Raw genomic sequence first — 26,894 nt, 5'->3', positions numbered from 1 at the left:
CCCTCTCTACACTTACTTGTAGTCTAACAAATGGGAGGCGTTAAGAGGGTTGATCCGCCTTCGGTTTTTGCTTCAAAAACTGTTCAAATAGCGATCCGAACTCTTGATTTAACAACTGTTCAATCGTTTTCGATGAATCCATAGCATTACGATAAGCGATTTCGTTAATTGCGAGTCCGATGGCCCACGTGATCCCTGATGCGACGGTCGCATTGATGACACCGGCCGCTGCGTTCGCTCCCGGGAAAAACTTCATGACGTTCAATAAGATCGTTTTCGATAACGTGCGACCGATTTGTGGAATGATGGTACTTCCAATGAGCGTCTTCAACAAATCATCACTCGCTTTGACACCCCAATAGCGAAATAGATGGACGCTCATCGTCACCTGAATCGGCGTCAATGCCACGGCATCAGCAAACGGGAGCGGAACCGCAGCAGCCGTTCCTGCGCTCGCGACATAGCCAGAGATGATTCGATTCGCCTTTTTACGCTTTAACTTGAGCATCGCTTCACTCTCTGCATGAATCTCCATCAAGAGCCCTTCCTGCAAGGAAGCATCTAGCTGTTCAACCGACCACGCAATCAGTCGTTCCCAATCCACATATTGACGCAACGCTTCATCGTTCAATATTTCCGAAGAAATGCTGACTTGGAAGATCGCTTCTTCCGGAAGGATTCCATTCAGTTCATTCCGTAATGCCGTCAGTTCCTCTAAATCGACCTGATCGATTTGTGTGAATAAGACAGCGACAGCGGTCGATTCACGTAGACGGCGAATCAAGGCCTTGTCGAGTGGTGTGACACGCTTTGTCGCAGCGTTGATGGTATACCAGACGAGATGAATTCGTTTGGATGCCTCTTGCCGCTTTGCGTTCTCCACAAACTCGATGACTTCCTCTTCGTAATGTTGTTGCCGCGCACTCCCGATCTCATATCCTTCGCTGTCGAACAAGGTGACTGCGATATCATCACTCGTATATTGATGAATTCCTCTTGTGACCGGTTCCCCGGCTGCCACTTTCGTCAAATCACGTCCAAACACGTAGTTCACAACAGAACTCTTTCCTGCTCCCGTTGCTCCCGCGATGAGGATGTTTGGTTTTTTGACATTGCCCCGTAGCCGCTCGAGCTCTGCCTTTAAATCATAATCTTTAAAATCAAATCGTTTCGTCGATTCCATTTACGTTTCCCCCTTATGAGTTGAGCGTGCGACCAAGCTGACGCATCTCGCGCTCAAAGCCGCGTCGAATCTCTTCTTCAATCGTTTGTCTTACAGATGCATATTGTTGCTCGATGGCCTTTTTAATCCCTCGCTCTGCCGTCCGACGCTTGAATGCCCAGTAGATGAAGTGCACCCCAGGAATCATTCCGAGAACCATCTTTCGAACTGTTTTTCCGAACGAGTAATCAAATCCGAGCTCAACTCGTCTCGTTCTAAACAAAAGGTCTGCTTGCTCCCCGACTAGCGGGTATCGTTGCATGAGTTGGATATAATGACGCACCCCTTCTGCCATCGCCTCTTCCGTCGTCAAAGCGGCCTCTTCAAGCGTCTTTTCTAAATCTTTCTCTATTTTTCTAGCTTTCCAACTGATCATCGCTTGCGGGGTTAGCATGCGAATCGTCTCTGCCGAAGCGATACTACGAATTCGCCAATCCTCTAACTCTTCAAGAAGATGATTCGTCAGGTTAATGGGAAGTTTTCGCTCGATGTCTTTCCATAGGTTCGTCCGATTCCGATTCCATACCTCTTCGTATCCTCTTACCGGGACGTGTTTTCCTGTGAGTAACTTCTTTTCGACACTGTTGACACGGATGATGTTCTCTTCTTCAATCGGTATTGAACGTAACAATACCCGTTCCATCGCCTCTGCCTTTTGTACACTCATCGGGTCGTCTTCATTGTAGTTAGTCAATATTAGGGTGACGTTGCTCCCCCGCTCATATAAAGGTTTTAAAATCGCCTCGAGCTCATATGCCTCGACACGTCCTGACTGTACCGACAACAAGTAGTAAATCGTATGAAACCACTCCGCGATATCGAGCGCGCCTTCACGCTGATGGACGATGGATAAGATCGCTTGATGCCACTCTTCAGAGCGGTCTGCTTCGAGCCCCCACGTATCAAAAAAACGAAACAAGATACCCCGCTCTAAATCGTAATACTCATATTCGTGAAGTCCTTCTGCGGTGACCGGACTTCCAGCACGCGATTCGGCGACGTCATGTCCATATATATAGTTGATGAACGCACTCTTTCCGACACCGGTCTTTCCGGCAATCAAAATATTTGAGACGAGCCCTGTCCGATCCATACGTTTCCTCCCTCATTCGTTGTATAGTTCAATTATACCGAACGGACCATTTTCAAACGTCCATCGAAAGGATGATTCTCATGCTTCACCATGTTGAGCTTTACATTTCAAACCTACACGACAGTATACGTGCCTGGGAATGGCTCCTCTGTGAACAACTTGATTACACGCTCTATCAATCTTGGCCAGAAGGACGGAGCTATCGATACCGTGAAACATATCTCGTGTTCGTTCAAACGGAAAAGACTCACCTTGCGCCACCGTATCACCGAAAAAAGACTGGTCTCAATCACTTGGCATTTCATGCGTCTTCCCTCGCACAATTAGAAGAAGTTCGGCAACAGCTCGCATCACACGGGTTTCGTGAATTGTACGCAGACCGCTTCCCCCACGCAGGAGGTCCAAACTATACAGCACTATTTTTTGAAGACCCGGACCGCATCAAAGTTGAACTCGTGGCAACGATGTGAACGGTTTCTTGAGAACTTCTTGAAAGTTTGTGAAAACAATTGCAAACTTCACGTTGACCTCCTAGACTGAAAGGGTCTAAAGGAGGTCTTTTCATGGAAAAGCAAGTCGTCGATTATATGGAAGAAGCCGCATTTAAGAAATCATCATTGCTTCAACATTCATTTCCTCAATACATGTTGCGATCGATAATCGCGGGCTTTTTAATCGGAATTGGAGTCGTCTTCTCATTCACCGTCGGAAACATGTTCATCGATGTCCCCGGAACGATGCTGATTGCTGGCGCCAGTTTCTCGGTGGCACTCGTCTTCATCGTCTGGATGGGGGGAGAATTGTTTACGAGCAACACGATGTATCTCTACACTGGTGCAAAACGGGGACGTGTCGCTTGGTTCGACCTCGCAAAAATATGGGGACTCAGTTGGGTCGGTAACTTGATCGGTGCCGTCATGCTATCGCTTCTCGTCATCGGAGCTCACAGCATGGGTGACGTGTCGGGTGACCATTTGCTTGCTGTCGTCGCCGCGAAGAAAATCGGTGGAGACGCCCTTGCTATTTTCTTGAAAGGAATCTTATGTAACGTGCTCGTCTGTTTGGCCATCTTCATGCCACTCAAAACGAACAATGATGTCGCGAAGATTATGCTGACGATGCTTCCGGTCGTCGTATTTTTCGCCGCTGGATTCGAGCACTCGATTGCGAACATGGGCGTTTTCGCTCTCGCGCTCCACTATGTACCGTCGGACCTCGTCACCTTTAGCGGTGCCCTTTACAATCTATTCTTCGCCACACTCGGTAATATTGTCGGTGGTGCGTTGTTCGTTGCCGGAAGTTACTTGTATTTGAACAAATCGGAGACGGAACAAACCGTCAAGCCGATACGTCATCATGCATAAAAAGACAGGGACCCCGATTAGCAGGGTCCCTGTTTGTTGCATTTCACGAATTATGATTTTGAAGCGTCGGCTGCTGCTGCTTGAACAGTACCTTGTGCCACTTCGTCTTCTTCCACATCCCAGCACTCTGTATTCTCGATACCGAGTTTACGAGCCGAGAAGCGTGGGTTGAGACCTTGAGCTCGTTGCTCTTCGTAATCTTTAAGAACTTTGAAGGCAACGCCACCGAGCAATGTGATTGCCGCGATGTTGATCAATGTCATCCCTGCCATGAAGAGGTCAGCGAGGCTCCATACGAATCCAAGGCTTGCGACCGCTCCGATGAAGACGAATGCCATTGTCGCAAGACGGAATCCAAGAACTGCACCTTTGCTCTTTTTAATGAATTCGATGTTCGTTTCACCGTAGTAGTAGCTTCCTGCGATCGAGCTGAAGGCGAACAAGAAGACGCTGACAGCGATGAATGCTGGAGCAAGTGCTCCGATTTGTTCAGTCAATGCGTTTTGAAGAAGGACAATCCCTTCACCATTTCCAGCAGCGTAGCTGTCTGAGAGAAGGATGATCGCTGCAGTTGCTGTACATACGATCAACGTATCCAAGAATACACCGAGTGATTGAAGGAAACCTTGTTTCGCAGGGTGCGATACTTCAGCAGCAGCTGCTGCGTTTGGTGCAGAACCCATACCTGCTTCGTTCGAGAAGAGTCCACGGCGTACACCCATTGAGATTGCAGCACCGATTGAACCACCGACTGCTTCGTTCAAACCAAATGCGCTTTGGAAAATCATAGCGAAGACGCCTGGAAGTTCAGCGAAGTTCACAACGACAACGTAGAGTGCGATGGCAAGGTAGAGAACAGCCATGACTGGTACGACGATCGCCGAGAAGTTCGCGACACGTTGTACACCACCAAAGATGACAAGTCCAGTAAGAACAACTAAGATTGCTCCGCCGATCGCCGCATCGATTCCAAATGCGTTATCGAATGCTGCAGCGATTGTGTTCGATTGAACAGAGTTGAAGATAAGTCCGAATGTGACAGCAATGAGAACCGCAAATACGATTCCAAGTGCACGGTTGTTCAAACCTTTTTCGATGTAGTAAGCTGGACCACCGCGGTACGCGACATCGTCTTTCACTTTGTATACTTGAGCGAGCGTGCTTTCAATCATGGCTGTCGCACCACCGAGAAGGGCGACGATCCACATCCAGAAGACCGCTCCTGGTCCACCAAGTGTGACCGCTACCGTGACCCCGGCAAGGTTACCTGTACCGATTCGAGTCGCGGCACCGATAAAGAATGATTTCATTGAAGAAATACTCTTCCCGTCTTTTGAAAGTGTAACGTCCGATTTATCTGTCACCGTACGTAACATTTCTTTTAAGTAACGGAACTGCATAAAACGTGTTCTGACCGTGAAGTAGATCCCGGCTCCAACGAGAACGGCGATCAATACGTACGACCATAAGATGTTGTTCAAAAAGTCGACGCTTCCTTGTAACATACCTTGAATCGCTTCCATGAATAAGTTCCTCCCTGTTGTGTGAATCTGAAGTTGAGAATTTTTTATGATGTCTTAGTTCTGAATTATACAAAGATTCTGACAATTATCAATAATTTTTTTATAGGTCATTTCACTCTTTTTTCACATCATATAAGCGAGATTCCTTATTTATAAGCACTTAAAGCGCTTACATAAAAATGTTTAGAAATATTAAATCATGATTATAATTCACAATAACGAAATGAATAATCAAAAAAACAGCCACTCTTTTCGAGTAGCTGCGAGTTTAAATACCAGTACGTTTCTTCTGGTTATTTGGCTTTTTCGTCAATTGGCTCGTCAACGGTTTCTGTTTTGTACCATGCAGACCCGTCGGAACCTTCGTTTGATTTTGCTTCTTCTCTGCCAGCTTTTGTTTCATCGCCTCTTGAAAAGATAGTTTTTTCTCGCTCATCTTACTCACCTCCAGCTTCGATCACTTTCACACGACCGACCTGTCCATCGCTCAAACGCACTTTGATTCCGTGCGGATGACGTGGCGAGTTCGTCAATATATCTTGAACGACGCCTTTCGTCAGCTTTCCGCTTCGTTGATCTTGTTTTAAAACGATTTGGACGTGGAGTCCTGGGCGAATGTCAGCACGTTTCGTTCCATCCATACCCGACACCCCTTTCCATTTAGTCAATCTCTATCATATGCTCTTTTCCCTCATTTGTCACAGCCTATTCCAGATGCCGATCTGTCGCATCGTTTCTGTCATGTAACTTTGATCGGTCTGTAGCGTCTTCTCAGGAAACGAATCATAAAATCGAACGCTGACCTCTCGATGCGAAAAAATCACATCCAAGACATGGTTTCCTTCCACATCGCGGAGTCCGGCCGTCCCTTTCAAAGAATGAAATGCCTTGGCGAACGCCTCTCCAAAATCGAGGTACATTTTCACAGAAATCGTAGCGTGTTGCCCATCCACCATCAAATCCAACTGTTCGCGATTGGCGCTTTCAATGACGACGCGTACGACCTCATTGTCATTGGAAAATTCAATCGTATGCATCCTCATCCCCACCTCTCCTCTAAAAGAGGTACCTTCTTAGGAAGGTACCTCTTTATCATAAACGATATAACCGTGCTGCGAATGGACGAAGCATAAACGTTTCCGTATCAATCGTCTCGGGGTCAATCTCATTCGTCATGACAAGCGTGGCGCCTGCAATTTCCGGAATGGTCACTTCTGCCGGATTGGCGGTCAAGTTGACGACCACGAAGAAGCGGTTGTTCTCAAACGTACGCTCATAGACGAAGGCTTGCTTATGTTCAGGCAAGACGTCACGATAACGACCATACGTAAACGTCTCCTCAGCTCGACGAAGACGAATCATCTCCTTATAGAACGACAGGATGGAGTGCTGGTGGTGTCGCTGTGCCTCGACGTTGAGCGTCTCATACTCTTCGTGAATCGGCATCCATGGGGTCGTCGTCGAGAAACCGGCATAAGGTGAGGCATCCCACTGGATCGGTGTCCGGACGTTATCACGAGATGTGCCCCATACTTGTTGCATCGAATCGATTTCACTCATCCCATTCGCGATGCGTTCAAAGTACTCGTTTTTCGTCGCGACATCATCATAGTCATGAATGGATGGGAGCGGGACATTCTTCATCCCGATCTCTTGTCCTTGGTAAATGAATGGTGTCCCGTGCATGAAGAAGTACATCATCCCAAGCGCTGTGGCACTTTCACGCCAGTAATGATGCTCATCCCCGACGAGAGATACCGCTCGCACCATGTCATGGTTTTCAATGTATAATGCGTTCCATCCAGTTTCGCGTAACCCCTGCTGCCATTTATCGAAGATTCGTTTCAGCTCGACGACATCGAGCGGGGCAAGACGCGACCGTCGCATGATATCGACATGATCAAAGTGAAAGGCCATATTCATCGCACCATTCTCTGGTCCCATCCATTGGTCGGCTTCTTCCGGCTCAATGCCATTCGTCTCCCCAACAGTCATAATGTCGTATTTGGAGAACGTTTCTCGCTTCATCTCTTGTAGATATTCATGGATTCCATCGATATTCGAGTACATCGAAAACGCCGTAACGATCGATTTCCCGTCCGGAGAAGGTAACATCGTCTCCGTCGGCATCTTTTTAATATGACTGATCGCATCGACACGGAATCCGTCGACTCCTTTATCGAGCCACCAGTTGATCATGTCATAGACAGCCGTCCGAACTTCACGATTCTCCCAGTTCAAATCGGGTTGTTTCTTCGAGAAGACGTGCAAGTAATATTGATCGGTCTGTTCATCATATTCCCAAGCGGACCCGCCAAAGATACTCGCCCAGTTACTCGGTGGCATCCCATCTTTCCCATCTCGCCAAATGTACCAATCCCGTTTCGGATTGTCTTTCGAGCTTTTCGATTCAAGGAACCATGGATGTTCGTCCGACGTATGGTTGACAACGAGGTCGAGCAACAGTTTCATCCCTCGTGCATGCACCGCCTTTAGCAAGGCATCAAAATCCTCCATCGTCCCAAACTCGTCCATAATGTCTTGATAGTCACTGATATCATATCCGTTATCATCATTTGGCGATTTGTACATCGGACAAATCCAAATGACATCAATTCCAAGGTCTTCTAAGTAATCGAGCTTTTCAATGATTCCGCGAAGATCACCGATTCCATCCCCGTTCGAATCGTTGAAACTTCTTGGATAAATTTGATAGGCGATGGCCTCTTTCCACCATACACGACTGATTTCTGTTTGTTTCGTTTGGCTGAACAACGTCTCCATACGGCACCGTGCCTCCTACAATAAGGTATGATTCACATCTACCATAGCACTAGTGCAAGCGTTTGCAAAGAATGAGTCCACAAAAAAATGCAGTTTTACACTGCATTTTGATGGCGCGCCCCAACCTGTTCACAGAAGGTCGTGATCAGCTTCGACAAATGCTTCCAATCATGGTCCATCGTCGCGACGTGATACGAGTTAGGAAGCACCGCGTATTCTTTTGTTCCTTGTAACTGATCGAACAACCAGATGGAGTCGGAAGGCGGTACTACGTTGTCGACAGCAGAATGAATGACATATGTCGGCACATCAACCGCTCCGACGTGCGGTCGCACCTCGTCAATCAGCGAAAGCAATTCCCGAATTGCTCTTGTAGGCACACGGTCATAGACAATCTCATATACGTCTTTTGCCAAGATGTCGGGCGCATCTTCGTCGATAAATCGACACTCGGTATCCGACGCATGACACGCATATCCTGGTACCGATAACGCGGCATTGATTGTCACAATCGCATCCGCCTTCCCATCAAGGGCAGCCTTGAGTGCCAACGTCCCACCCATTGACTGACCGACGACGATGACCGTCTGACACGACTCGCGTAATCGCTCAATTCCTTTCGTCACACTTTTATACCAACATCGATGCGTGGAACATCGAAAGTCTTCCGGATGTGTCCCATGCCCTTTCAAGCGCGGGGCATACACCGTAAACCCTTGCTTCATCAACTCAATTCCGACGTCCTGTACACTTTGAGGTGTCCCGTTAAAGCCGTGACAAAGCAAAATACCAATCTCGTTTCCTTCATAATAAAATGCGCCTGCTCCAGGAATGACTGGGTAATTGACTGCTTTCATTAGTGCCTCCTTTAATTCCAACTTAACCGATACAATTAATTCGTATTAGAAGAGTGTAAAAGTTATCAAGCTACTCGTCAAGTTCTTCCGACTACATTTACCTTGTAATCAAAATGTAATCATAACTTCGTGTTTAGTGGATTGAGTTCTGACGTCTGCTTGGTTATGTTTAACATGTAGTAAAAAACTTGGGAAATGAACGTGTTATTTTTGACAATACACGAATAATTTTTCAAGGGATTCGTCACAAGAAAAGTAATGTAAGCGCTATCATGTCGTTTTTTTGAAAAAGGAGGATATAAATTCACTTATTTATAACGACGCGAGTTGGGGAAATCGGATTAGACCATTACATCTAAGGGAGACTTACACATGGGGAAACCAACACAATCATTTAAGGCAGTCACTGGCCTCGCCTTATCAGCAGGACTCATCGTCAGCAGTATGACGCCGATTGCGGCAAACGTAAACGCCGAGACTTTGAACGCATCAGACCTCTTCATTTCCGAGTACGTAGAAGGATCGAGCAACAATAAAGCAATCGAGTTGTTCAACGGAACGAACGCGACAATCGACCTTTCCGCTTACAAAATTGAACTGTATTCAAACGGTGGTACGACTGCCGGAAATACATTGAATTTGACGGGCACACTCGCACCAGGAGCTACATATGTCATTGTGAACGGCAGTGCGTCGGACACATTGAAAACAAAATCGGATACGGTGAGTGCCGTGACGAACTTCAACGGGGATGACACGATCGTCTTGAAAAAAGGAGACACGGTTCTGGATGTCTTCGGTCAACTCGGCTTCGACCCAGGGACAAAATGGGGAACGACCGTTGCGACTGCTGACCAATCACTCATCCGTAAAGACACGGTCGCAAAGGGAGACAGTGATGGCAGTGATGCCTTCGATCCGGCTGTCGAATGGTCATCGACACCACAAGACACGTTCGACAATCTCGGGTTACATACGTTCCAAGGCGTCGAATACGGAGATGGCGGCACAACGGAGCCTCCTGCACCAATCACACCAATTTCAATTGCTGATGCACGAACAAAGGCAGAAAATGAGACGGTCACCGTAAAAGGAGTCGTCACGGCTAAATTAGCGAACACCATCTCCGTTCAAGACGCGACAGGTGGTCTGTCTATCCGTCCGACATCTCTTGCCGTCAACGTCGGAGATGAGATCGTTGTGACAGGGGTCGTCGGTTCATATCGTGAGCTTCTTCAATTGAACAATGCCGTCGTCGTCTCGAAGCAGGCAGCAACACTTCCTACTGCCCAAGTCTTGACAGGGGAACAAATCAACGAGGACGTGGAATCAGAACTCGTCACCGTCAAAAATGTCACACTCACAGGTAGCGGTCAGAACTTGACGGCGACGGATGGAACAAAAGAGTTCATCGTTCGCGACGAGCGAGGCATCCTTGATTTACAGACGGATGTGAACTATTCATCGATCACAGGAATCGTTCAACAGTTTGACGATACGTACCAAATCATCCCTCGTGACCCGGCGGACACGGTTATCGATACGTCCGTTCTTCGGCCGGCTGTCGCGAAACCAGGTGCCGGTACATTCGTTGGTCTACAAGACGTGACGCTCTCGACAACGACAGCAGACGCTGAGATTTTTTATACGCTCGACGGCTCTGATCCAAAAGAGAATGGGCTTCGTTACGAAAACCCAATCCGCATTGAAAACTCGACGACATTGAAGACGGTCGTGAAAACGGGAGACACATTCAGCGCCGTCTCAACGTTCTCTTATAAGATCACAGACAAGATTCGCATTCACGACATCCAAGGTGCGAACCATATGACTCCGATGAACGGACAGACGGTTGAAGGTGTCGAAGGAATCGTCACGTCTACGTTCGTCTCAAGTGGAACGACCTATTACTTCATCCAAACGCCTGATTCGGAAGCCGATGACGATGCACGGACATCTGAAGGGATTGTCCTTTACGGCGGACGTTCGATTGCTGGCATTCAAGTCGGGGACCTCGTAAAAGTGAACGGAAAAGTGAGCGAGTACGCAATCGAAGGATATAGTGATCGCCAACAGACGGATATGAAGATGACACAAATCGATACACGTAACGGAAAAGTTGAAGTCGTCGCGAGCGGCGTGACACTTCCGACTCCAATTACGATTGATGCCTCAAACCTTCCGACTGAGTTTATCGACAGCGATAACCTCGCCGTCTTCAATCCGGAGAAGGATGCCATCGACTTCTGGGAGAGCCTTGAAGGGATGCGCGTTCAAACGAACAACTTGAAATCGGTTGGACCACAAGAATATGGTGACTTAGTCACAGTTCTCGAAGATACGCCAACAGAGACATATAATGGCGGTGTCTTATTGAAAAAGAACGACGCGAACCCAGAACGCATTCAGTTCCGTCTCGAACCAAATGCAGAAGCGCGTGACTTCGATGTCGCGACGGGCGACCGCTTCAACGGACCGACCGTCGGTGTCGTCGGCTATTCATTCGGTAACTATAAGATTCAAGCCTCACTTGAAGACATGAAAGCTGCCTTCGTCAAAGGTGATGCGCAGCGTGAGAAGACATTCATCGAAGCAGAAGAAGATCAATTAACAATTGCATCGTATAACTTAGAGAACTTCTCGAACAACATCAAAGAAACATCAGATGAAAAGGCACTCAAACTGGCGAAAGCGTTCGTCAACGAATTGAACAGCCCTGACATCATCGGTGTGACGGAAGTACAGGACAACGATGGACAGGATAAAGGGGCAGGTTCTGCCGCTGACCAGAGCTATCAGCGCTTAATCGATAACATTGTCGCTGTCGGTGGGAAGACATATAAATACGTCAACATCGACCCAGAGAACAACCAAGACGGTGGTGCACCGGATGCCAACATCCGTGTCGGCTTCTTGTACGATCCTGAGCGCGTGTCATTGACGGAGGGAATGCCTGCCGGTGACGCGACGACGGCCGTCGGATATGCTGACGGGAAATTGACGCACAATCCGGGACGTATCGATCCGACGAACGAAGCGTTCGATCGTTCACGTAAACCATTGGCTGCTCAATTCGACTTCCAAGGCGAGAACGTCATCGTGATCGCGAACCACTGGAACTCAAAAGGTGGCGACACTGGCTTCTTCGGGTCACAACAACCGGTCGTACTCGGAAGTGAAGTGCAACGTAAGCAAATCGCACAAGTCGTCCACAACTTCGTCGCAGACGTGAAGACGAAGAATCCAGAAGCGAATGTTGTCGCACTTGGTGACTTCAACGATTTCGAATTCTCGGATGCGCTCCAAATCTTTAAAGGTGACTTGATGACGAACATGGTCGAGAAAGTTCCTGCTGTCGACCGCTACTCGTATGTGTATCAAGGGAACTCACAAGTACTCGATCACATCCTCGTCTCGAACCGCTTGGCCGCTTCTACGAAGATTGACATGATTCACGTCAACTCGGACTTCACTGAGATGTCAGGGCGTGCGAGTGACCATGATCCAGTACTTGCACAAATCGACTTCACACCGGAACCAGAAGTGGAATTGACGCGTTACACTGTAGAAAACCATAAAGCTGCTCGCCTCGTCCTTCAAGAGGATTACATCGGCGTGACAATCGGAAAAGGCACGAACTTCAAAAACGGCATCTTCGTTCGTGGCGTATACACGGAATTGACAGGAGAACCGTTGAAAAATGTCGTCGTTCAAGTGAAACCGAAAGAAGCCGGTGCCATCATCGACTTCAAAGGCGCGACGGTAAAAGAAGTAATCGTTGACGGGAAAAACCTTGCTGAGATTCGTGGGGCGAAACATGTCCAACGCATCACATATACGAAAGGTGCTTCTCCTTCATCAATCATCATCAAGAAATAACATGTTGAGCCGCAGACACATCGTCTGCGGTTTTTTGGTTTCACCTCTCTTGAAGCGGGGATAAAGAGGAAGATACTGAATCATGGAGGATGAAACCGATGGAATTGTATAACGGAGACTTATATTGGCCAACGACCGAATCAGAGGATGTCGTGTTAGAAAGACCTGACAAAAAAGAGCATTACGACGTACTCGTCATCGGAGCCGGCATGTCTGGAACGTTGACGGCCTATACGCTTCAGCAGGATGGAGTCGATTTTGCGGTGCTCGATGGGCGAAAAGTCGGTACAGGAAGCACATCAGCAAATACCGGTTTAATTCAATATTCAAATGACATCATGTTACACGAACTCGCAGAAAAAATTGGAGAAGCGGCAGCGGTACGCTTCTATCAATTATGTCTCGACGCGGTCGAATCACTCGACCAGGTGGCGAAAGATGTCGATGCTTCCGATATATATATCCGACGGGACAGTCTTTGTTTTGCGAGCGAAGAGGTCGATGTTGCCAAATTGAAACGTGAGTATGAGATGCTATCCAAACATGGTTTTGATGTGGAGTGGTTGGATCGTGAAGCATTACGTGAACGCTTCCCATTTGAAAAACCGGCGGCCCTCATCACCAAAGGCGATGCCGAGGTCAACCCACTCACGCTCAGTCGTCAAATCATCCGCCATTTATCAAAACAACACGTCCCGATTTTTGAAGAGACATCAGTAGATGAGGTCGTGTCTGATGGTGACGGATGGATCGTGTTCACCTCAAACGGAACATTTAAAGCGAATAAAGTCATCTTTGCAACAGGTTATGGACCGGCTCCCCTACTCGACTCCCATCGAATCGATTTGAATCGGTCATACGCCATCGCAACGAACCCAATCGCCGAGTTCAGCGAATGGGAAGGGCGTGCACTCATTTGGGAGACGAAACGACCATATCTCTATCTACGCACGACTCCGGACGGGCGGATTATCGCTGGCGGACTTGACGAAGACAAGGCAGAGACGCCGCACGACGAGGCGCTCATGAACGACCGGGCGGAACGGGTGAAAGGAAAAATCGCCGAGCTCTTCCCGATGTATGACCTAGAAGTCGATTATGCTTGGGTCGCCTTGTTCGGAGAGTCGGTGGACCAACTCCCGTTCATCGGGGAGCACCCGAATCGACCGAACTTGTTTTATTTGCTCGGATATGGGGGAAATGGGACGGTGTATAGCATGCTTGGTTCTCGTATTTTAAGTGCCCTCGTTCGTGGTCAGTCGCATCCCGATGCGGACCTCGTTCGTTTAGATCGAACGTAATCCCCGGTATTTTGGGGATTGTTACATAATTGAAGGAGTGTTTTTGGATTGAAGAAAAAAAGAAAATCAAACAAGGTGTACCGACTACGTCGTCTCGCCGTATTCCTCGTCCCTCTCGGCTTCGCCATCTGGTTTTGGCCGCAGGAATCGTCCCCTACAACGCAGTTGAAGTCTGAACAAACCTCTATTTCCGAGGAAATATATACGATTGAAGAACGTACTCCCATTGAAAAAGACGGTATCACTCGGTTCGAATATGATGTCGTCGTACATGGTGAACCGAGTACGGATGAGCTTCAATCTGTCAGCCATGACGTCATCGATGACGTGAAACAGTCTGATCAGTTCCAGGCCGCCTTGTTACGATTTTATGATGATGCTGCCTATATCGGGACGGAACCGCCACTTGGTGAAGCCGTATTCGCTCCGGAAGGCGACTATGCACTTGCAGACTGGGTGGAACCCGGTCAAACAGACGAGATGATGTTCGGTTGGCAACTTCGAGAAAAAGAATGGACGACCAAATTGACCGATGCAGAGATTCAAATTTGGAGGTCATGGCAAAATCAATATACGAAACAAAATCCTGACGACCCCGATGCGAAAGCGAAAGTAACACGCATCATTGCCACAAAATACGAACTCGACCCAAAAACGGTACAACAAATCGTATTGAAACAACATGTGTGGGCCGCGTTATAAATATTTGTGTGAAATCTCTCTTTTTTGAAAAAGAGGGATTTTTTTATTGGCGTTAGGGAACACCGATACAGTAGGTCAAAACGCGACTTACGACGGTCAGTCATACTTAAGGGAGGCAATCACATGGGGAACAAGAAAGAAGAGCAGTTAAAACAACATACGATTGATAACGAACAACAAGCTGGCTTGACGACAAACCAAGGTCTGAAGATGGCGGAAGACGAATTCTCGCTGAAAGCAGGACGTCGTGGTCCGACATTGATCGAGGATTTTCATTTTCGCGAGAAGATGACCCACTTCGACCATGAACGGATTCCGGAACGAATCGTCCACGCGCGCGGCGTCGGGGCACACGGGGAGTTCCAGGTGTATGAACCGCTCGCCGAGTTCACAAAAGCGGATTTCTTGAATGACCCTTCGAAGACGACACCGGTATTCGTCCGTTTCTCGACCGTCCAAGGCTCACGCGGGTCCGCGGATACGGTACGTGACGTCCGTGGTTTTGCGACGAAGTTCTATACAGACGAAGGGAACTATGATTTAGTCGGAAACAACATTCCGGTCTTCTTTATCCAAGATGCCATCAAGTTCCCTGACCTCGTTCATGCCGTGAAGCCTGAACCACATACGGAAGTGCCGCAAGGGGGAAGCGCGCACGATACGTTTTGGGATTTCGTCGGACAAAACCATGAAACAGCCCATATGGTCATGTGGGCAATGAGTGACCGGGGGATTCCGCGTAGTCTACGCATGATGGAAGGATTCGGGGTGCATACGTTCCGTCTCGTAAATGCGGAAGGAAAAGCGCATTTCGTCAAATTCCATTGGAAACCGAAGCTCGGGGTTCATTCACAAGTATGGGACGAAGCCCAAAAGGCAGTCGGGAAAAACGCTGACTTCCACCGTGTCGACTTGTATGAAGCCATCAATAAAGGCGACTATCCGGAATGGGAGCTCGGCCTGCAGCTGATCCCGGAAGAAGACGAGTTCAACTACGACTTCGACATCTTAGACCCGACCAAACTGTGGCCGGAAGAAGAGATTCCAGTGAAACTCGTCGGGAAGATGACACTCAACCGGAACGTCGACAACTTTTTCGCGGAAACCGAACAAGTCGCCTTCCACCCGGGTCATCTCGTCCCAGGAATCGACTTCTCGAACGATCCGCTCTTACAAGGTCGTCTGTTCTCGTATACGGACACGCAGCTTTCACGTCTCGGTGGACCAAACTTCCACCAGATCCCAATCAACAAGCCCGTCTGTCCTTTCCACAACAACCAGCGGGACGGGATGCATCAAATGGCCGTCCACAAAGGTCAGACGAGCTACCATAAAAATGCGCTCAACAATAATCAGCCGGAACCTGTGCCAGCCGATCAAGGTGGATTTGAGCACTATCAAGAGAAAATCGATGGACATAAGATTCGGGGACGTAGCGACAGCTTCCTTGATTTCTATTCACAGGCGAAACTCTTCTATAACAGCATGACCGATGTCGAAAAACAACACATCCAAGATGCCTGCAGTTTTGAGCTCGGAAAATGTGAGTCGGACATGGTGAAAGAGAACGCCGTCGATTTATTGAACCGTATCGATCGTCATCTCGCTGAAGTCGTCGCCGACAACTTAGGGGTACATGTGCCAGAAGAGAACAATGAGGTCCAGTCAGATAAGACGTCCCCTGCTCTCTCGATGGCGAACACAATCAAAAAGCCCGATACGAAGAGCGTCGCCCTTCTCCTCGCTGGTGACGTGGATGCGAACCAGGTGAAGCAATGGGTACAGACGCTCGCCGACCACAACGTCAACTACAGCCTCGTCGGCAAGAAAGCGTATATGCTTGGTGACCTGAAAGTGAAGGAGACATACGATACGGTCGACTCGAGTCTTTTCGATGCCGCATTCTTAGTGAGTACCGCGACGACCGTCGAGGATGATGTGCTCGAATTTATCGAGAACACGTATAAGCACTATAAACCGCTCGCTCTACACGTACACCATAAAGAGGCACTCGCCACATGCCGCGTGAAGCAAGACCAACCTGGTGTCTTCACGTTTGACGAGCATAACCTCAATGGATTCAATGCGTTCATCGATGGGATTGCGACTGCCCGCTTCTGGGACCGTGCCTAACGATATTACTTGACTCGACTCGATTCCCGAGTCGAGTTTTTTTCATGTCTGCCATTCACTGCATGTAGTGCATCATCTCAGACAATCTTAATTTGATTTGGTATACTCTTTTAGTTATGTTTATTAACTATTCGAATTTGAAGAAAAGGAGACGTCACGTATGATGCAACAACCTATTCAAAAACTTTGGACGAGAGACTTTTTAATCATCTCGCTCATCAACTTCTTCCTGACGCTCATCTTTTTCTTATTGATGGTCACCATCGGGGTGCACGCCGTCGAGTCGTACGGGGCGACCACGAGTCAAGCGGGACTCGTCACCGGCATCTTCATCATCGGGACGCTGACCGGGCGCTTGTTCATCGGTCGACTGATCGATTCGATCGGTCGGAAGAAGACACTTTATATCGGGCTCGTCTTTTTCACCGCCACGATTTTATTGTACTTCGTCCATTGGGGTGTCGGTTTCTTATTGCTGACACGGTTCGTACACGGGCTCGGGATGGGATTGTCGAGTACGGCAACTGGAACTATCGTCGCGCAAGTCATTCCTGCAACACGAAAAGGTGAAGGGATCGGTTACTACAGCATGAGTTCTACTCTGGCGACAGCCATCGGGCCCTTCGTCGGATTACTTCTCAGCCAACACACGAGCTTCACCGTCATCTTCGCTCTTTGCTTTGTGATCGGGGTCATCAGTTTGGCGAGCACGTTCTTTGTGAATGTGCCTGAGGTCGACGCACCTGAAGTCGTACGTGGATTCTCTTTAAAATCGTTCGTCGAACCAAAAGCGCTACCGATCGCCTTGATTATCGGGATGGCCGCACTAAGCTACTCGAGTGTCTTGTCCTATATCAACTTCTATGCGAGTGAACTCGACTTGATCGAGGCGGCGAGCATCTTCTTCCTCGTCTATTCGGTCGCAGTCCTATTATCACGACCGATCACAGGAAAGTTGATGGACGCGCGTGGAGCGAACGTCGTCATGTATCCGGCAATCGCCATCTTCGCGATTGGACTGCTCGTGCTCAGCCAGGCGAACAGCGGTTGGATGCTTCTACTTGCCGGTGCGTTAATCGGATTAGGCTTCGGGAATATACAATCCGGGACTCAAGCAATCGCCGTCAAGGCCTCTCCACCCCACCGAATGGGGATGGCGACATCGACCTTCTTCATCGCACTTGATGCCGGTCTAGGGTTTGGTCCTTATTTCATCGGGTTGTTGATTCCATTGACGGGCTTCTCGACACTTTATTTGATTCTTTCAGGCGTCGTTCTCTTTACCATTTTCTTGTATTACGTCATGAATGGACGGAACGAACAAAAACAACTGAACGAAGCTGCTTGACGGGGTGTACGTACATCCCGTCTTTTTTTGAAAGTTCACACATTTGATCGAATGATGCGGTAAGATAAAAATGACGTGTAAAAAATAGAATGAACGAAATGAGGGAGACGAGATGAAAGCTGACCAAACACTTCAATCCAACGCATCGATTTTACTACGGACGTTCGATAAAATTTCAGACTATGTGTTCTTTATGGAAGTCGATGGTTCAGCATATCGCTACGTCTTCGTAAATGAGCCTGGGAAACGGGCCATCAATTGGTCGGATGCGGATGTCGGCAAGACCATCGATGAGTTGGTCCCGACCGAGACCGCTACACTTATTACGCAGTATTACGATGAAGCGATTCGTACAAAAAAGAGTGTCGTCTACGAAGACTACCGTCTTGCTGACTCCTTTTATACGGATACGGTCGAGGCGGATGATGTATTGACGCTCCCCCTTCATTATTTCGAGTCAGAAGTGACTCCGATTTTCAATGATGAGGGGAGCTGTACCCATATCGTCTCCGTCGTTCGTGAAGTGACGGAACGGAAGCGTCGCGAACTCGAATTGTCGATCTTAAAAGATCATCACGAGTCGCTACGACGTTATTCTCCACATGGCATCTTTGTACTCGACCATCATTTGAACATCAAATCCGTCAACCCGGCCGTCACGGTCATCACCGGTCATACGGAACAAGATATGCTTCATCATCCGTTCCTGCATTGGCTTCCCGAGAGTGAGCGGTCTCGGGTCAGGAAAGGGTTACAATTCACGCTGTCTGGGATTCCACACAAGTATTCCATTTATGCTGAACATCAATCCGGGGAACGACTCGACTTAACCGTCCTCAACATTCCAATCGAGGTCGGCGGTAACATTACCGGCCTGTTTGCGATCATCATCGATTTGACGCCAGAGAAAAATGCCGAGCGTGCCACGGTCGAAAGCGAACGTCGTTACCGTCAGTTGATTGAAACCATTCCGGAAGGCATCATTGTGCATCAGGAAGGACAGATTATATATGCGAACGCGATGGCACTCGCCACAATCGGAGAAACCTATCTAGAGAGTGAATCGATTTTTTCATTCATCGCAGAAGAGTATCATCAGTCCACCCGTCAACGACTTGCCTCTCTCGAACTCGGAGGCCCCGTCCAAGACACGGAAATGGTCATCATGACACCGAGTGGAGACAAGCTCCAGATGGATATCAGTAGCCTTCTCATCGATTATGAGGGCGAAACGGCCGTCTTAACGATTTTGCGTGATGTCACGGAGAAACGTGAAATGGAACAAGCGTTAAGACAGAGTGAGTTACAATATCGATTGATCACAGAAAACATGAGTGACCTCGTCTGCATACTAGAACGGGATGGTACTGTTCGTTATGCTTCCCCTTCTCACCGTACCGTACTCGGCTTTGCGGCCGGATATTACGAAGGGAAGAATACGCTCGACTATATCCATCCGGACGACATCCAGATCGTCCGGGAGCAGTTGAAAGAAATGAAGGAAGAAGACATCTCCTTGACCCTTGAGTTTCGTCATTTCCATGCTGACCAGCGCTGGATTTGGCTCGAAACGAAAATTCAGGCCATCTATGATGAATCCGGACTTCTCCTACACTATTTGACGGTCAGCCGAGAAATCATGCAGCGAAAAGCACTAGAGAAGCAACTGAAGCATTTGGCGTATCACGACTCGCTGACCGATTTACCGAACCGTCGTTTCTTCCTCGCTTACCTCGAGGAAGCGATCGATCGAACCGAATTCGAGCAAGGTGAATTGGCCGTCCTCGCTCTTGACGTTGACCGATTCAAACAAATCAACGACACGTTCGGTCATGATGTGGGCGATGAGCTCTTGCGACAACTCGCTCGTCGATTGACATCCGTGCTTCGCAAACAAGATATGATTGCCAGACTTGGCGGTGATGAGTTTGCCGTTCTCATTCGCTTCAACGATCCCTGTGCCCTACATCGGGTTGCAGAGAAAATCATTCAAGCACTACAGCGCCCATGGGAAATCGACCAACATACGTTCATTACGACTTCAAGTGTCGGGGGTGCTCGATTTGTAAAAGGGTTGTCGACCAAACAGTTACTAAAACGTGCCGACCTCGCTCTCTATGAAGCCAAAGCAGGTGGACGAAATCAATATGCACTCGCAAAGGACCACCAATAAGTGGTCCTTTTTTCACGTGAAACATCGAAAATAAATCATAAATCCGAACATTAAACATCAATCCATTCAATTTTATTCATTTTTAAGATAAATTGATTGAGTTATCCTTTGACTTTAAACTCTATTCACGTTATATTACCGAATGGGCGAAGTTTTTTATTGTTCAATACGTTAATGTTCGTGAATAGGGGTGCGATATATGGATAAAGTATTTGATTACGAAGATATTCAATTAATTCCTGCAAAATGTATTGTCGACAGTCGTTCGGAATGTGACCCGACCGTCGAGCTTGGTGGCTTCACGTTCCGATTACCGGTCGTTCCGGCTAACATGCAGACGATTATCGATGAAAAGGTCGCATTGATGCTGGCCAAGAACGGATATTTTTACATCATGCATCGCTTCAATCCAGAGACGCGCCTGGCGTTTATCCAAGACATGCATGAGCGTGGTTTGTATGCATCCATCAGTGTCGGCGTGAAGGAAGAAGAGTATGGGTTTATCGAAATGCTCAAATCGACCGGTCATACGCCAGAATTTATTACAATCGATATCGCTCACGGTCATTCGAATGCGGTCATCCGAATGATTCAGCATATCAAACAACATCTTCCTGGATCATTCGTCATCGCGGGGAACGTCGGGACACCAGAGGCCGTTCGCGAATTAGAGCATGCCGGAGCGGATGCGACGAAGGTTGGAATCGGTCCTGGTAAAGTGTGTATCACGAAAATCAAAACAGGGTTTGGTACCGGGGGCTGGCAATTGGCTGCACTTCGCTGGTGTGCCAAAGCAGCGACGAAACCGATTATCGCGGATGGGGGCATCCGTACTCACGGTGACATCGCCAAATCGATTCGCTTCGGCGCTTCGATGGTCATGATTGGTTCATTGTTCGCAGGACACGATGAATCACCGGGGGAAACGTTCGAGCAAGACGGGAAACAATTGAAAGAGTATTTCGGTTCTGCTTCTGAGTTCCAAAAGGGTGAGCGAAAGAACGTCGAGGGGAAAAAGATGTTTGTCGAACACAAAGGGGCACTACAAGATACATTGACCGAGATGGAGCAAGACCTCCAATCGGCGATTTCTTACGCGGGTGGTGACAGTCTCGAGGCATTGCGCACCGTAGACTACGTCATGGTGAAAAATTCAATCTTCAATGGGGATAAAGTGTATTAAAAAGGCGACCTCGTGTCGCCTTTTATAATTGCTTCATCATCATATAGTAATCCGATCCCGGCGGATAGTCCGGTAGCACACCTATTACCGTGTAACCGAATCGCTCATAAAACGGTTTCGCTTGAAACGAGAACGTCGTCAATTTCACACGCGTCGCACCGAGCGACTTCGCTAACGCCTCCCCTTCTCCAAGCAATTGGCTACCGATGCCCTGACCATGAAAGTCTGCATCGACCCAAAGGCGATCCAAATCGAACCATCCCCAATACACACTCCCATATAAGCCGGCGATTACCCGTCCTTCTTGCTCCACTTTCAACTGAATGGTCGGCACGTGCGCCTCGCGAATGTCACGATGGTGAATCGAACGAACGTTGTTATACTCACGTAATTGAGTGGTCAAAAACTGTTGGAACGTCTCGTCTTCCGCGTGAATCCGCGTGATAGTGTATGTCATCTTCCCACCGTCCCGTTCACAAAAAACGTAATCAACTCGTTCTCTTCCTCGGTGATCTCCCGATTGACGAGTGAAGCATACGAATGCGTGATTTCATCAGTATTTCCTGGGAAATCATTCGAAATGGTGGCGATTCGTCTTAATGCAAGGCAATCTTCTGCGAAGGATTCACGACTCACCATCTCACCGTGTGACCAGACAATCTGTTTAGCATCAAACGATTCCAATACATTCAACAACCGCAGGGTTTCTTCCGGAGTCATTCGCCATGTCGGAGAATAGATGTCTGCGTATAACGCGTCTCCTAAAAATAATACCCGTTCTTCTACGACGTAAAGGACAACCGCATCTTTTGCGTGGTCTCCTCCGACATGTCGTAACACGATGTGAACGCCACCGAGGTCGAGTGTCAGCGATTCTTGAAACGTCAGCGTAGGTAATACGATTTTGATATCGCGCGCGTCTCCATATTCTTCACGGATTGCTTCCGCGCAAAATGCGATTTCAATCCCTTCCGCCACCCGCTCATCGAGAGAGACATCATCCCAAGCATATGGGACAAGTTTTTCCATCCCCTGTTTGGTCGCTTCACTCGCAATGGAGACTATTCCTTCAAGTGCAGGTAAACCGAAGATGTGATCCCAATGCCAATGCGTCAATGCGACCATCGACGGCGCACGTAGGCCTTGTTTTTCTAGCTGTTCTAAAAACAACGAGGCGTGCGAAACGGAATTGCCCGCATCGATGAGCAGCGTATGCGTATCGCCGATAACGGCACCGAGAATTGGTCGATCGGTACGGTCAACGGGTGTCATATACCAAAAACGTTCCGAATGTTTGATTAAGGTTTGCATGTACGAATCGACTCCTCCTCTAATAAATTCGTTAATTCTTCGAATGAACCTCTCTCATCGTTTTGAATCTGAACGTGGCGAAGCGGGAGTCGTTCAAGTAGTTCGAGTTCACGACGCTGACGTTCCACTAAAATTTCAATCGTCCCGACTACCCCCTCACGACTATGGTTCACGCCATAGGCACCGCTCGTATAATACTCGACAAAGCCGCCTTGCCATTCTATTGGTCGTTCATCATATACGATTGGAAAAATGCGTGCGACGTCATTCAACGCCAAATAAACGACCATCGGATCAATCGGTTTTAGGATGTCCGCGACTTCTTGAACGTATGCTTCCATATCCGCTAACGGAACGTCTTGAGAAACCATTCCAATCGTGAAAGGATTTTGGAGCAACGCACATTCAAAGATGACGTCCTGTTCTTCCCGCTCTACCTTTTGAACATACCGCCGCCAGCGTTCGCACATGATCCGTGTGTGAAGAGCGAAAGGCAACTCGTAGATGTCCGTTCCGGCACGTTCATCACCATCATCATAACGGACGAGCCATCCCCCCTCGATTTCATCAAGAATACGACCAGTTGATGGTTTCTCCTCGACCCAATAGACATCATGCATATCCACGGGGTGTGACACATCCACTTCCGAATAGAACTTGCCATTCCGTTTATCTCGTAGCCTCTCGGCAAATGTAGACTTTCCGCTTCCTGGCAATCCTTCAATCAGCCATAATCTCCCCATACTTAAATCCCCTTGTCATCTGAGTATCCACCATATTGGAACCACTGGTCTCCTCCATTGTTCTTTGCAATATACATCGCGGCATCTGCTTGTTGAAGAATCGAATCGACGGTGTCGGTCGACTTGACTAGGGTGACGCCAACACTTGCCGTAAGATGAATGACTTCACCATTCGACGCGTCTATTCTCTGGGAAATAACTTCATTGAGCTGTTCAATCCCACTCAGTGGACCCGTTTGTATCAACATGAATTCATCGTCTGAAAAACGGTAGACTTGACCACCAACATGTTGGACGAATTCATTTAATCGTTGTGCGATTTCAATTAACACTTCATCCCCTATCATGTGACCGTACTGATCGTTGATTCTTTTAAAATCGTCTAGATTGATGAGTATCAATGTAATCGATGGCGTCCGGTGCATCTTTTTGTATAAATCGGTCGTGAGCGTATGACGATTATACAGTTTGGTCAGCTGATCTTGTTTTGCGATTCGAATCATCTCGCGTTGTTTCCGTTCCTTTCGAATCCCGTTCTCCATCCATCGTGCAAGCAACCGTACCGTTCCAGTCAACTCTTGCAACGTTTCCTCATCAAGATGATCATTCAAGTTGCCTTGCTCCGCGAGAAGAACGACCCAGCCAAACACTTGATGCGCATGCGTCAAAGGAAAACTGACAAGCCTCGTGAATTCGATACCGTCTACAATCAGATCACCTTCCTGAAGCGTTTGCGCGCCGACCGTTGTCAGTTGATGTAGGGAATGCAGTTCTTCTTCCCCCCAAGTCAAACGAGAGACCCCATGCTCTACTAGAAGACGATGCGAAGGTTCAATCGAGAAGATGACCCCGTGGGAGTAACCGACCCATTCCAATAAAATTTCTTGAACCCGGGCCAATTGATCTTGGAACGGTACACGCAATGCCGTCGCTTCATACAATGCTTCGATTGATTGTTGTCGAGTGATTTGTCTTCTCGAGACTTCCGTGTGCTCGATCTCTGTCATGACCCAATGCGTAAACGATTCGAGCGCCTTCAAGTTTTCTTCTGAGAACGTTCTCGCCTGCCCATCCACTACGCAAAGTGTGCCGATGACGTGACCTTGCTTCGTCCGCAACGGTACACCTGCATAAAATCCGATTCGGTCAATCCAAGGACTGTCACTTTCAATCGCTGCTGCCGCAACATCTTCAATCACCAGCGGAGACTCTGATGTGACAACCCGATTACATAACGTCCATTCCCGTTTGAGGTGAGCGGATTCGAGCTCGATACCGATACACGATTTGAACCACTGTTGGTCTGTCGTCATGATCGAAATGAATGCGATTGGCATCTGAAAGGTTTGTGCGACCAATCGGGAGATCCGGTCAAATCGTTCCTCTTGTGGCGTATTTAAAATTTCCAATCGTAATATCGCTTTGAGTCGTTGCAATTCACGCTCATCTAGAGAAGGATGCAACAACTGCGCAGGCTGCTCGATCTTCGATAACATCATCTGATGGGAATACAAGATTCCGAGCGCCTCTTCTAAATCCGCGAGCGGCATCGGACGACTGAAGAAATACCCTTGAATCTCATCGCAGCCGAGCTGACGTAAGATCCGATATTGTTCTTCCGTCTCCACACCTTCAGCCGTCACCTCTAACTCTAGCTTTTTGGCCAACGAGACAATCAGTTTGACGATTTCATACTCTTTCATGCCGCTCTCCTGATCGAGTTGCGCGACGAACGACCGGTCGATCTTGATTCCATCAATCTCGAACAACTTCAAATAATTCAACGAGGAATAACTGACCCCAAAGTCATCAATCAACAGTCGAAATCCTTGTTGTTTGAGCGATTCGACCGTTTTGATCGCCGCTACCGGTTCATGCATCAACGTGTGCTCGGTCACCTCAAACTCAAATTGTTCTGGCACAAGACCATACGATGCAATGATCGCAACCAGTTCATTCATATGGTGTTCATGAAATAAATTCGGTGAGACATTCACAGCCACGCGGCGCCCTTCAAACTGCTCAGGTTGTGACGACACATCCTGACATACCCGATTCATGACGAATCGTGTCACGTCTTCGATCAAGAGTGACTGTTCAGCCACACGAATGAACGTTTCAGGTGAAATGAATCCGAGAACAGGACTCTCCCAGCGAATGAGTGCCTCAAAATGAATCGCACCGTCCATCGACACTTTCGGTTGATACACCATGTATAACTCATCTAGCTTCAACGCTTTGACCAGTTCCGTTTCGATCATCATCTCATCGATGTAACGCTGCACGTACTCATCGTGTTCATATAAACGAATCGTTTGATTTCCCGTCTGACGCGCTTCCAACAGAGCCGTGGAGGCGTTCATGATGACACGGTCGGCATCCGCTGTACCGGCACCAATCCCGATACAACTCGATAACGGGAATTCGGCCTCCGCCACTTGATACGAATGATCTGCAATCACGTCAAGCAAATGCTCGGCGTACATGTATGCCAACCGGATTGGAGTATGAGGTAACACCGCGATAAAGTCTTCACCGTCTACTCGACCGATAATTGAACCTTTCGGAAGCGTATTCGCCAATTGACGTGTGATGTCTTTAATCAACTGATTCGAGCGCTCCACACCTTGAAGCGACATCATCATCTTGAAACGGTTGATGTGAAGGCGCATGACGCTCGTCTCTTCGGTGTCATGTTGCTCGAACAACTGGTCGAGCTCCAATTTGACTTTCATCAGATTTGGCATACCGGTCAAATAGTCCATATGCTCGATACTCTTTAACAACTTGATCTCCGCCTCCTCGGATAAATCAGTTGTCAAACCGAGTACATAACGAACGAGTCCATCCTCATCTTCAATCGGTACAAGCATAGAAGAAGCGAATCGGGCCGTATTGGAGTCGATGTTCATTTGCGACATGAAGTAGACCGGCTCCCCTGTCTCAACGACCGCATCATAATGTTCAATCAATTCCTCGACCACTTCCGAGCGATACATCTCATGTAAATACCGCCCTTCTACATCACTTGGAAGCGAAGAGGCCACCTTCCCCTGTTCGCTCACATTTACGTAACGATAGCCTGCTTCTGTCACTTCCATTAGAAATACCATTCGATACAAGCGTGTGAACAGCTCGAATAGATAATATGGGTCGCCTTTCATCCGTTGCATCGTATCCCTCCACCCGTTCCTTTTTCTTATAGTGTAGTTGGTTTCGCTCAAACTATGGAGAAAACCTTTGAAAAAATGGGGAAACGTTTTTCTCTTATAAAAAAA

21 protein-coding genes are annotated in these 26,894 nt (G+C 48.0%); 9 read left to right on the top strand and 12 right to left on the bottom strand.

Features of this window, described 5'->3' with window-relative positions; translation table 11 throughout:
• Nucleotides 1–40: 40 nt before the first annotated feature.
• Together F3H97_RS13970 and F3H97_RS13965 are read right to left on the bottom strand one after the other, a co-directional pair.
• Complete coding sequence (locus tag F3H97_RS13970) at nucleotides 41–1,183, bottom strand: YcjF family protein (RefSeq protein ID WP_196431710.1); 1,143 nt, start codon at nucleotides 1,181–1,183, stop codon at nucleotides 41–43.
• Between the two features lie 13 nt (nucleotides 1,184–1,196).
• Nucleotides 1,197–2,315: a GTPase gene (locus tag F3H97_RS13965; RefSeq protein WP_196431709.1), complete on the bottom strand. Its 1,119-nt coding sequence runs from the start codon at nucleotides 2,313–2,315 to the stop codon at nucleotides 1,197–1,199.
• 80 nt (nucleotides 2,316–2,395) lie between these two features.
• Between F3H97_RS13965 and F3H97_RS13960 the strand changes: the two genes are divergently transcribed.
• Together F3H97_RS13960 and F3H97_RS13955 are read left to right on the top strand one after the other, a co-directional pair.
• Complete coding sequence (locus tag F3H97_RS13960) at nucleotides 2,396–2,785, top strand: VOC family protein (RefSeq protein ID WP_196431708.1); 390 nt, start codon at nucleotides 2,396–2,398, stop codon at nucleotides 2,783–2,785.
• A gap of 93 nt (nucleotides 2,786–2,878) precedes the next feature.
• Nucleotides 2,879–3,679, top strand: a complete 801-nt coding sequence (locus tag F3H97_RS13955; protein ID WP_196431707.1) for a formate/nitrite transporter family protein — start codon at nucleotides 2,879–2,881, stop codon at nucleotides 3,677–3,679.
• 50 nt (nucleotides 3,680–3,729) lie between these two features.
• Here F3H97_RS13955 and F3H97_RS13950 read toward each other — a convergent pair whose 3' ends face one another.
• The 6 genes from F3H97_RS13950 to F3H97_RS13925 form a co-directional block, all read right to left on the bottom strand.
• A complete protein-coding gene (locus F3H97_RS13950) occupies nucleotides 3,730–5,202 on the bottom strand; it encodes an alanine/glycine:cation symporter family protein (RefSeq protein WP_159563257.1) in 1,473 nt (490 codons plus the stop codon).
• A gap of 268 nt (nucleotides 5,203–5,470) precedes the next feature.
• Entirely contained in the window at nucleotides 5,471–5,638 is a 168-nt protein-coding gene (locus F3H97_RS13945) for a hypothetical protein (protein WP_015880321.1), read from the bottom strand.
• A 1-nt stretch (nucleotide 5,639) separates the two neighbouring features.
• Entirely contained in the window at nucleotides 5,640–5,843 is a 204-nt protein-coding gene (locus F3H97_RS13940) for a YwbE family protein (protein WP_015880320.1), read from the bottom strand.
• 57 nt (nucleotides 5,844–5,900) lie between these two features.
• The gene (locus F3H97_RS13935; protein WP_196431706.1) at nucleotides 5,901–6,239 is read right to left on the bottom strand and encodes a hypothetical protein; all 339 of its coding nucleotides are present in this window, start codon (nucleotides 6,237–6,239) and stop codon (nucleotides 5,901–5,903) included.
• Nucleotides 6,240–6,294: 55 nt separating this feature from the next.
• A complete protein-coding gene (locus F3H97_RS13930; protein ID WP_196431877.1) occupies nucleotides 6,295–7,950 on the bottom strand; it encodes a glycoside hydrolase family 13 protein in 1,656 nt (551 codons plus the stop codon).
• A 131-nt stretch (nucleotides 7,951–8,081) separates the two neighbouring features.
• Nucleotides 8,082–8,843 carry an alpha/beta hydrolase gene (locus F3H97_RS13925; protein WP_196431705.1) on the bottom strand — a complete coding sequence of 254 codons (762 nt, stop codon included), beginning with the start codon at nucleotides 8,841–8,843 and terminating at the stop codon, nucleotides 8,082–8,084.
• A gap of 372 nt (nucleotides 8,844–9,215) precedes the next feature.
• Between F3H97_RS13925 and F3H97_RS13920 the strand changes: the two genes are divergently transcribed.
• The 7 genes from F3H97_RS13920 (at nucleotide 9,216) to guaC (ending at nucleotide 21,562) form a co-directional block, all read left to right on the top strand.
• Nucleotides 9,216–12,722 carry a lamin tail domain-containing protein gene (locus F3H97_RS13920; protein ID WP_196431704.1) on the top strand — a complete coding sequence of 1,169 codons (3,507 nt, stop codon included), beginning with the start codon at nucleotides 9,216–9,218 and terminating at the stop codon, nucleotides 12,720–12,722.
• Nucleotides 12,723–12,820: 98 nt separating this feature from the next.
• Nucleotides 12,821–14,023, top strand: coding sequence for an NAD(P)/FAD-dependent oxidoreductase (locus F3H97_RS13915; RefSeq protein WP_196431703.1), 1,203 nt, complete (start codon nucleotides 12,821–12,823; stop codon nucleotides 14,021–14,023).
• A gap of 48 nt (nucleotides 14,024–14,071) precedes the next feature.
• Entirely contained in the window at nucleotides 14,072–14,725 is a 654-nt protein-coding gene (locus F3H97_RS13910) for a hypothetical protein (RefSeq protein WP_196431702.1), read from the top strand.
• A 123-nt stretch (nucleotides 14,726–14,848) separates the two neighbouring features.
• Nucleotides 14,849–16,858 (top strand): catalase, encoded by a 2,010-nt coding sequence (locus tag F3H97_RS13905; RefSeq protein ID WP_196431701.1) that lies wholly within the window; start codon nucleotides 14,849–14,851, stop codon nucleotides 16,856–16,858.
• A gap of 163 nt (nucleotides 16,859–17,021) precedes the next feature.
• Nucleotides 17,022–18,206: an MFS transporter gene (locus F3H97_RS13900; protein ID WP_074037854.1), complete on the top strand. Its 1,185-nt coding sequence runs from the start codon at nucleotides 17,022–17,024 to the stop codon at nucleotides 18,204–18,206.
• A 112-nt stretch (nucleotides 18,207–18,318) separates the two neighbouring features.
• On the top strand, nucleotides 18,319–20,379 hold the full coding sequence (locus tag F3H97_RS13895; protein ID WP_196431700.1) for a PAS domain S-box protein: 2,061 nt from the start codon (nucleotides 18,319–18,321) through the stop codon (nucleotides 20,377–20,379).
• A 199-nt stretch (nucleotides 20,380–20,578) separates the two neighbouring features.
• Entirely contained in the window at nucleotides 20,579–21,562 is a 984-nt protein-coding gene (gene guaC, locus F3H97_RS13890; protein WP_196431699.1) for a GMP reductase, read from the top strand.
• A gap of 22 nt (nucleotides 21,563–21,584) precedes the next feature.
• On the opposite strand, the gene F3H97_RS13885 is transcribed toward guaC, so the two are convergent.
• Genes F3H97_RS13885 through F3H97_RS13870 form a run of 4 tightly spaced genes read right to left on the bottom strand, consistent with a single transcriptional unit; the run spans nucleotide 21,585 to nucleotide 26,789 of the window.
• A complete protein-coding gene (locus tag F3H97_RS13885) occupies nucleotides 21,585–22,019 on the bottom strand; it encodes a GNAT family N-acetyltransferase (RefSeq protein ID WP_196431698.1) in 435 nt (144 codons plus the stop codon).
• Nucleotides 22,016–22,873, bottom strand: a complete 858-nt coding sequence (locus F3H97_RS13880) for an MBL fold metallo-hydrolase (protein ID WP_196431697.1) — start codon at nucleotides 22,871–22,873, stop codon at nucleotides 22,016–22,018. The genes F3H97_RS13885 and F3H97_RS13880 overlap by 4 nt, the downstream gene beginning before the upstream one ends.
• Nucleotides 22,861–23,616 carry a P-loop NTPase family protein gene (locus F3H97_RS13875; RefSeq protein WP_196431696.1) on the bottom strand — a complete coding sequence of 252 codons (756 nt, stop codon included), beginning with the start codon at nucleotides 23,614–23,616 and terminating at the stop codon, nucleotides 22,861–22,863. The genes F3H97_RS13880 and F3H97_RS13875 overlap by 13 nt, the downstream gene beginning before the upstream one ends.
• Nucleotides 23,617–23,618: 2 nt before the next feature.
• Complete coding sequence (locus tag F3H97_RS13870; protein WP_196431695.1) at nucleotides 23,619–26,789, bottom strand: EAL domain-containing protein; 3,171 nt, start codon at nucleotides 26,787–26,789, stop codon at nucleotides 23,619–23,621.
• Nucleotides 26,790–26,894 lie beyond the last annotated feature (105 nt).

It is taken from the genome of Exiguobacterium sp. SRB7LM, assembly GCF_015712685.1.
Taxonomy (GTDB): Bacteria; Bacillota; Bacilli; order Exiguobacteriales; family Exiguobacteriaceae; genus Exiguobacterium; species Exiguobacterium profundum.
Note: the sequence above shows the minus strand (reverse complement) of the source record. Positions and strands in the feature narration are given on the sequence as shown.

What these genes read in the sequence shown, in the direction of transcription:
- F3H97_RS13970 (WP_196431710.1), bottom strand. Translation starts at nt 1,183, where the DNA reads ATGGAATCGACGAAACGATTTGATTTTAAAGATTATGATTTAAAGGCA.
- F3H97_RS13965 (WP_196431709.1), bottom strand. Translation starts at nt 2,315, where the DNA reads ATGGATCGGACAGGGCTCGTCTCAAATATTTTGATTGCCGGAAAGACC.
- F3H97_RS13960 (WP_196431708.1), top strand. Translation starts at nt 2,396, where the DNA reads ATGCTTCACCATGTTGAGCTTTACATTTCAAACCTACACGACAGTATA.
- F3H97_RS13955 (WP_196431707.1), top strand. Translation starts at nt 2,879, where the DNA reads ATGGAAAAGCAAGTCGTCGATTATATGGAAGAAGCCGCATTTAAGAAA.
- F3H97_RS13950 (WP_159563257.1), bottom strand. Translation starts at nt 5,202, where the DNA reads ATGGAAGCGATTCAAGGTATGTTACAAGGAAGCGTCGACTTTTTGAAC.
- F3H97_RS13945 (WP_015880321.1), bottom strand. Translation starts at nt 5,638, where the DNA reads ATGAGCGAGAAAAAACTATCTTTTCAAGAGGCGATGAAACAAAAGCTG.
- F3H97_RS13940 (WP_015880320.1), bottom strand. Translation starts at nt 5,843, where the DNA reads ATGGATGGAACGAAACGTGCTGACATTCGCCCAGGACTCCACGTCCAA.
- F3H97_RS13935 (WP_196431706.1), bottom strand. Translation starts at nt 6,239, where the DNA reads ATGCATACGATTGAATTTTCCAATGACAATGAGGTCGTACGCGTCGTC.
- F3H97_RS13925 (WP_196431705.1), bottom strand. Translation starts at nt 8,843, where the DNA reads ATGAAAGCAGTCAATTACCCAGTCATTCCTGGAGCAGGCGCATTTTAT.
- F3H97_RS13920 (WP_196431704.1), top strand. Translation starts at nt 9,216, where the DNA reads ATGGGGAAACCAACACAATCATTTAAGGCAGTCACTGGCCTCGCCTTA.
- F3H97_RS13915 (WP_196431703.1), top strand. Translation starts at nt 12,821, where the DNA reads ATGGAATTGTATAACGGAGACTTATATTGGCCAACGACCGAATCAGAG.
- F3H97_RS13905 (WP_196431701.1), top strand. Translation starts at nt 14,849, where the DNA reads ATGGGGAACAAGAAAGAAGAGCAGTTAAAACAACATACGATTGATAAC.
- F3H97_RS13900 (WP_074037854.1), top strand. Translation starts at nt 17,022, where the DNA reads ATGCAACAACCTATTCAAAAACTTTGGACGAGAGACTTTTTAATCATC.
- F3H97_RS13895 (WP_196431700.1), top strand. Translation starts at nt 18,319, where the DNA reads ATGAAAGCTGACCAAACACTTCAATCCAACGCATCGATTTTACTACGG.
- guaC (WP_196431699.1), top strand. Translation starts at nt 20,579, where the DNA reads ATGGATAAAGTATTTGATTACGAAGATATTCAATTAATTCCTGCAAAA.
- F3H97_RS13885 (WP_196431698.1), bottom strand. Translation starts at nt 22,019, where the DNA reads ATGACATACACTATCACGCGGATTCACGCGGAAGACGAGACGTTCCAA.
- F3H97_RS13880 (WP_196431697.1), bottom strand. Translation starts at nt 22,873, where the DNA reads ATGCAAACCTTAATCAAACATTCGGAACGTTTTTGGTATATGACACCC.
- F3H97_RS13875 (WP_196431696.1), bottom strand. Translation starts at nt 23,616, where the DNA reads ATGGGGAGATTATGGCTGATTGAAGGATTGCCAGGAAGCGGAAAGTCT.
- F3H97_RS13870 (WP_196431695.1), bottom strand. Translation starts at nt 26,789, where the DNA reads ATGCAACGGATGAAAGGCGACCCATATTATCTATTCGAGCTGTTCACA.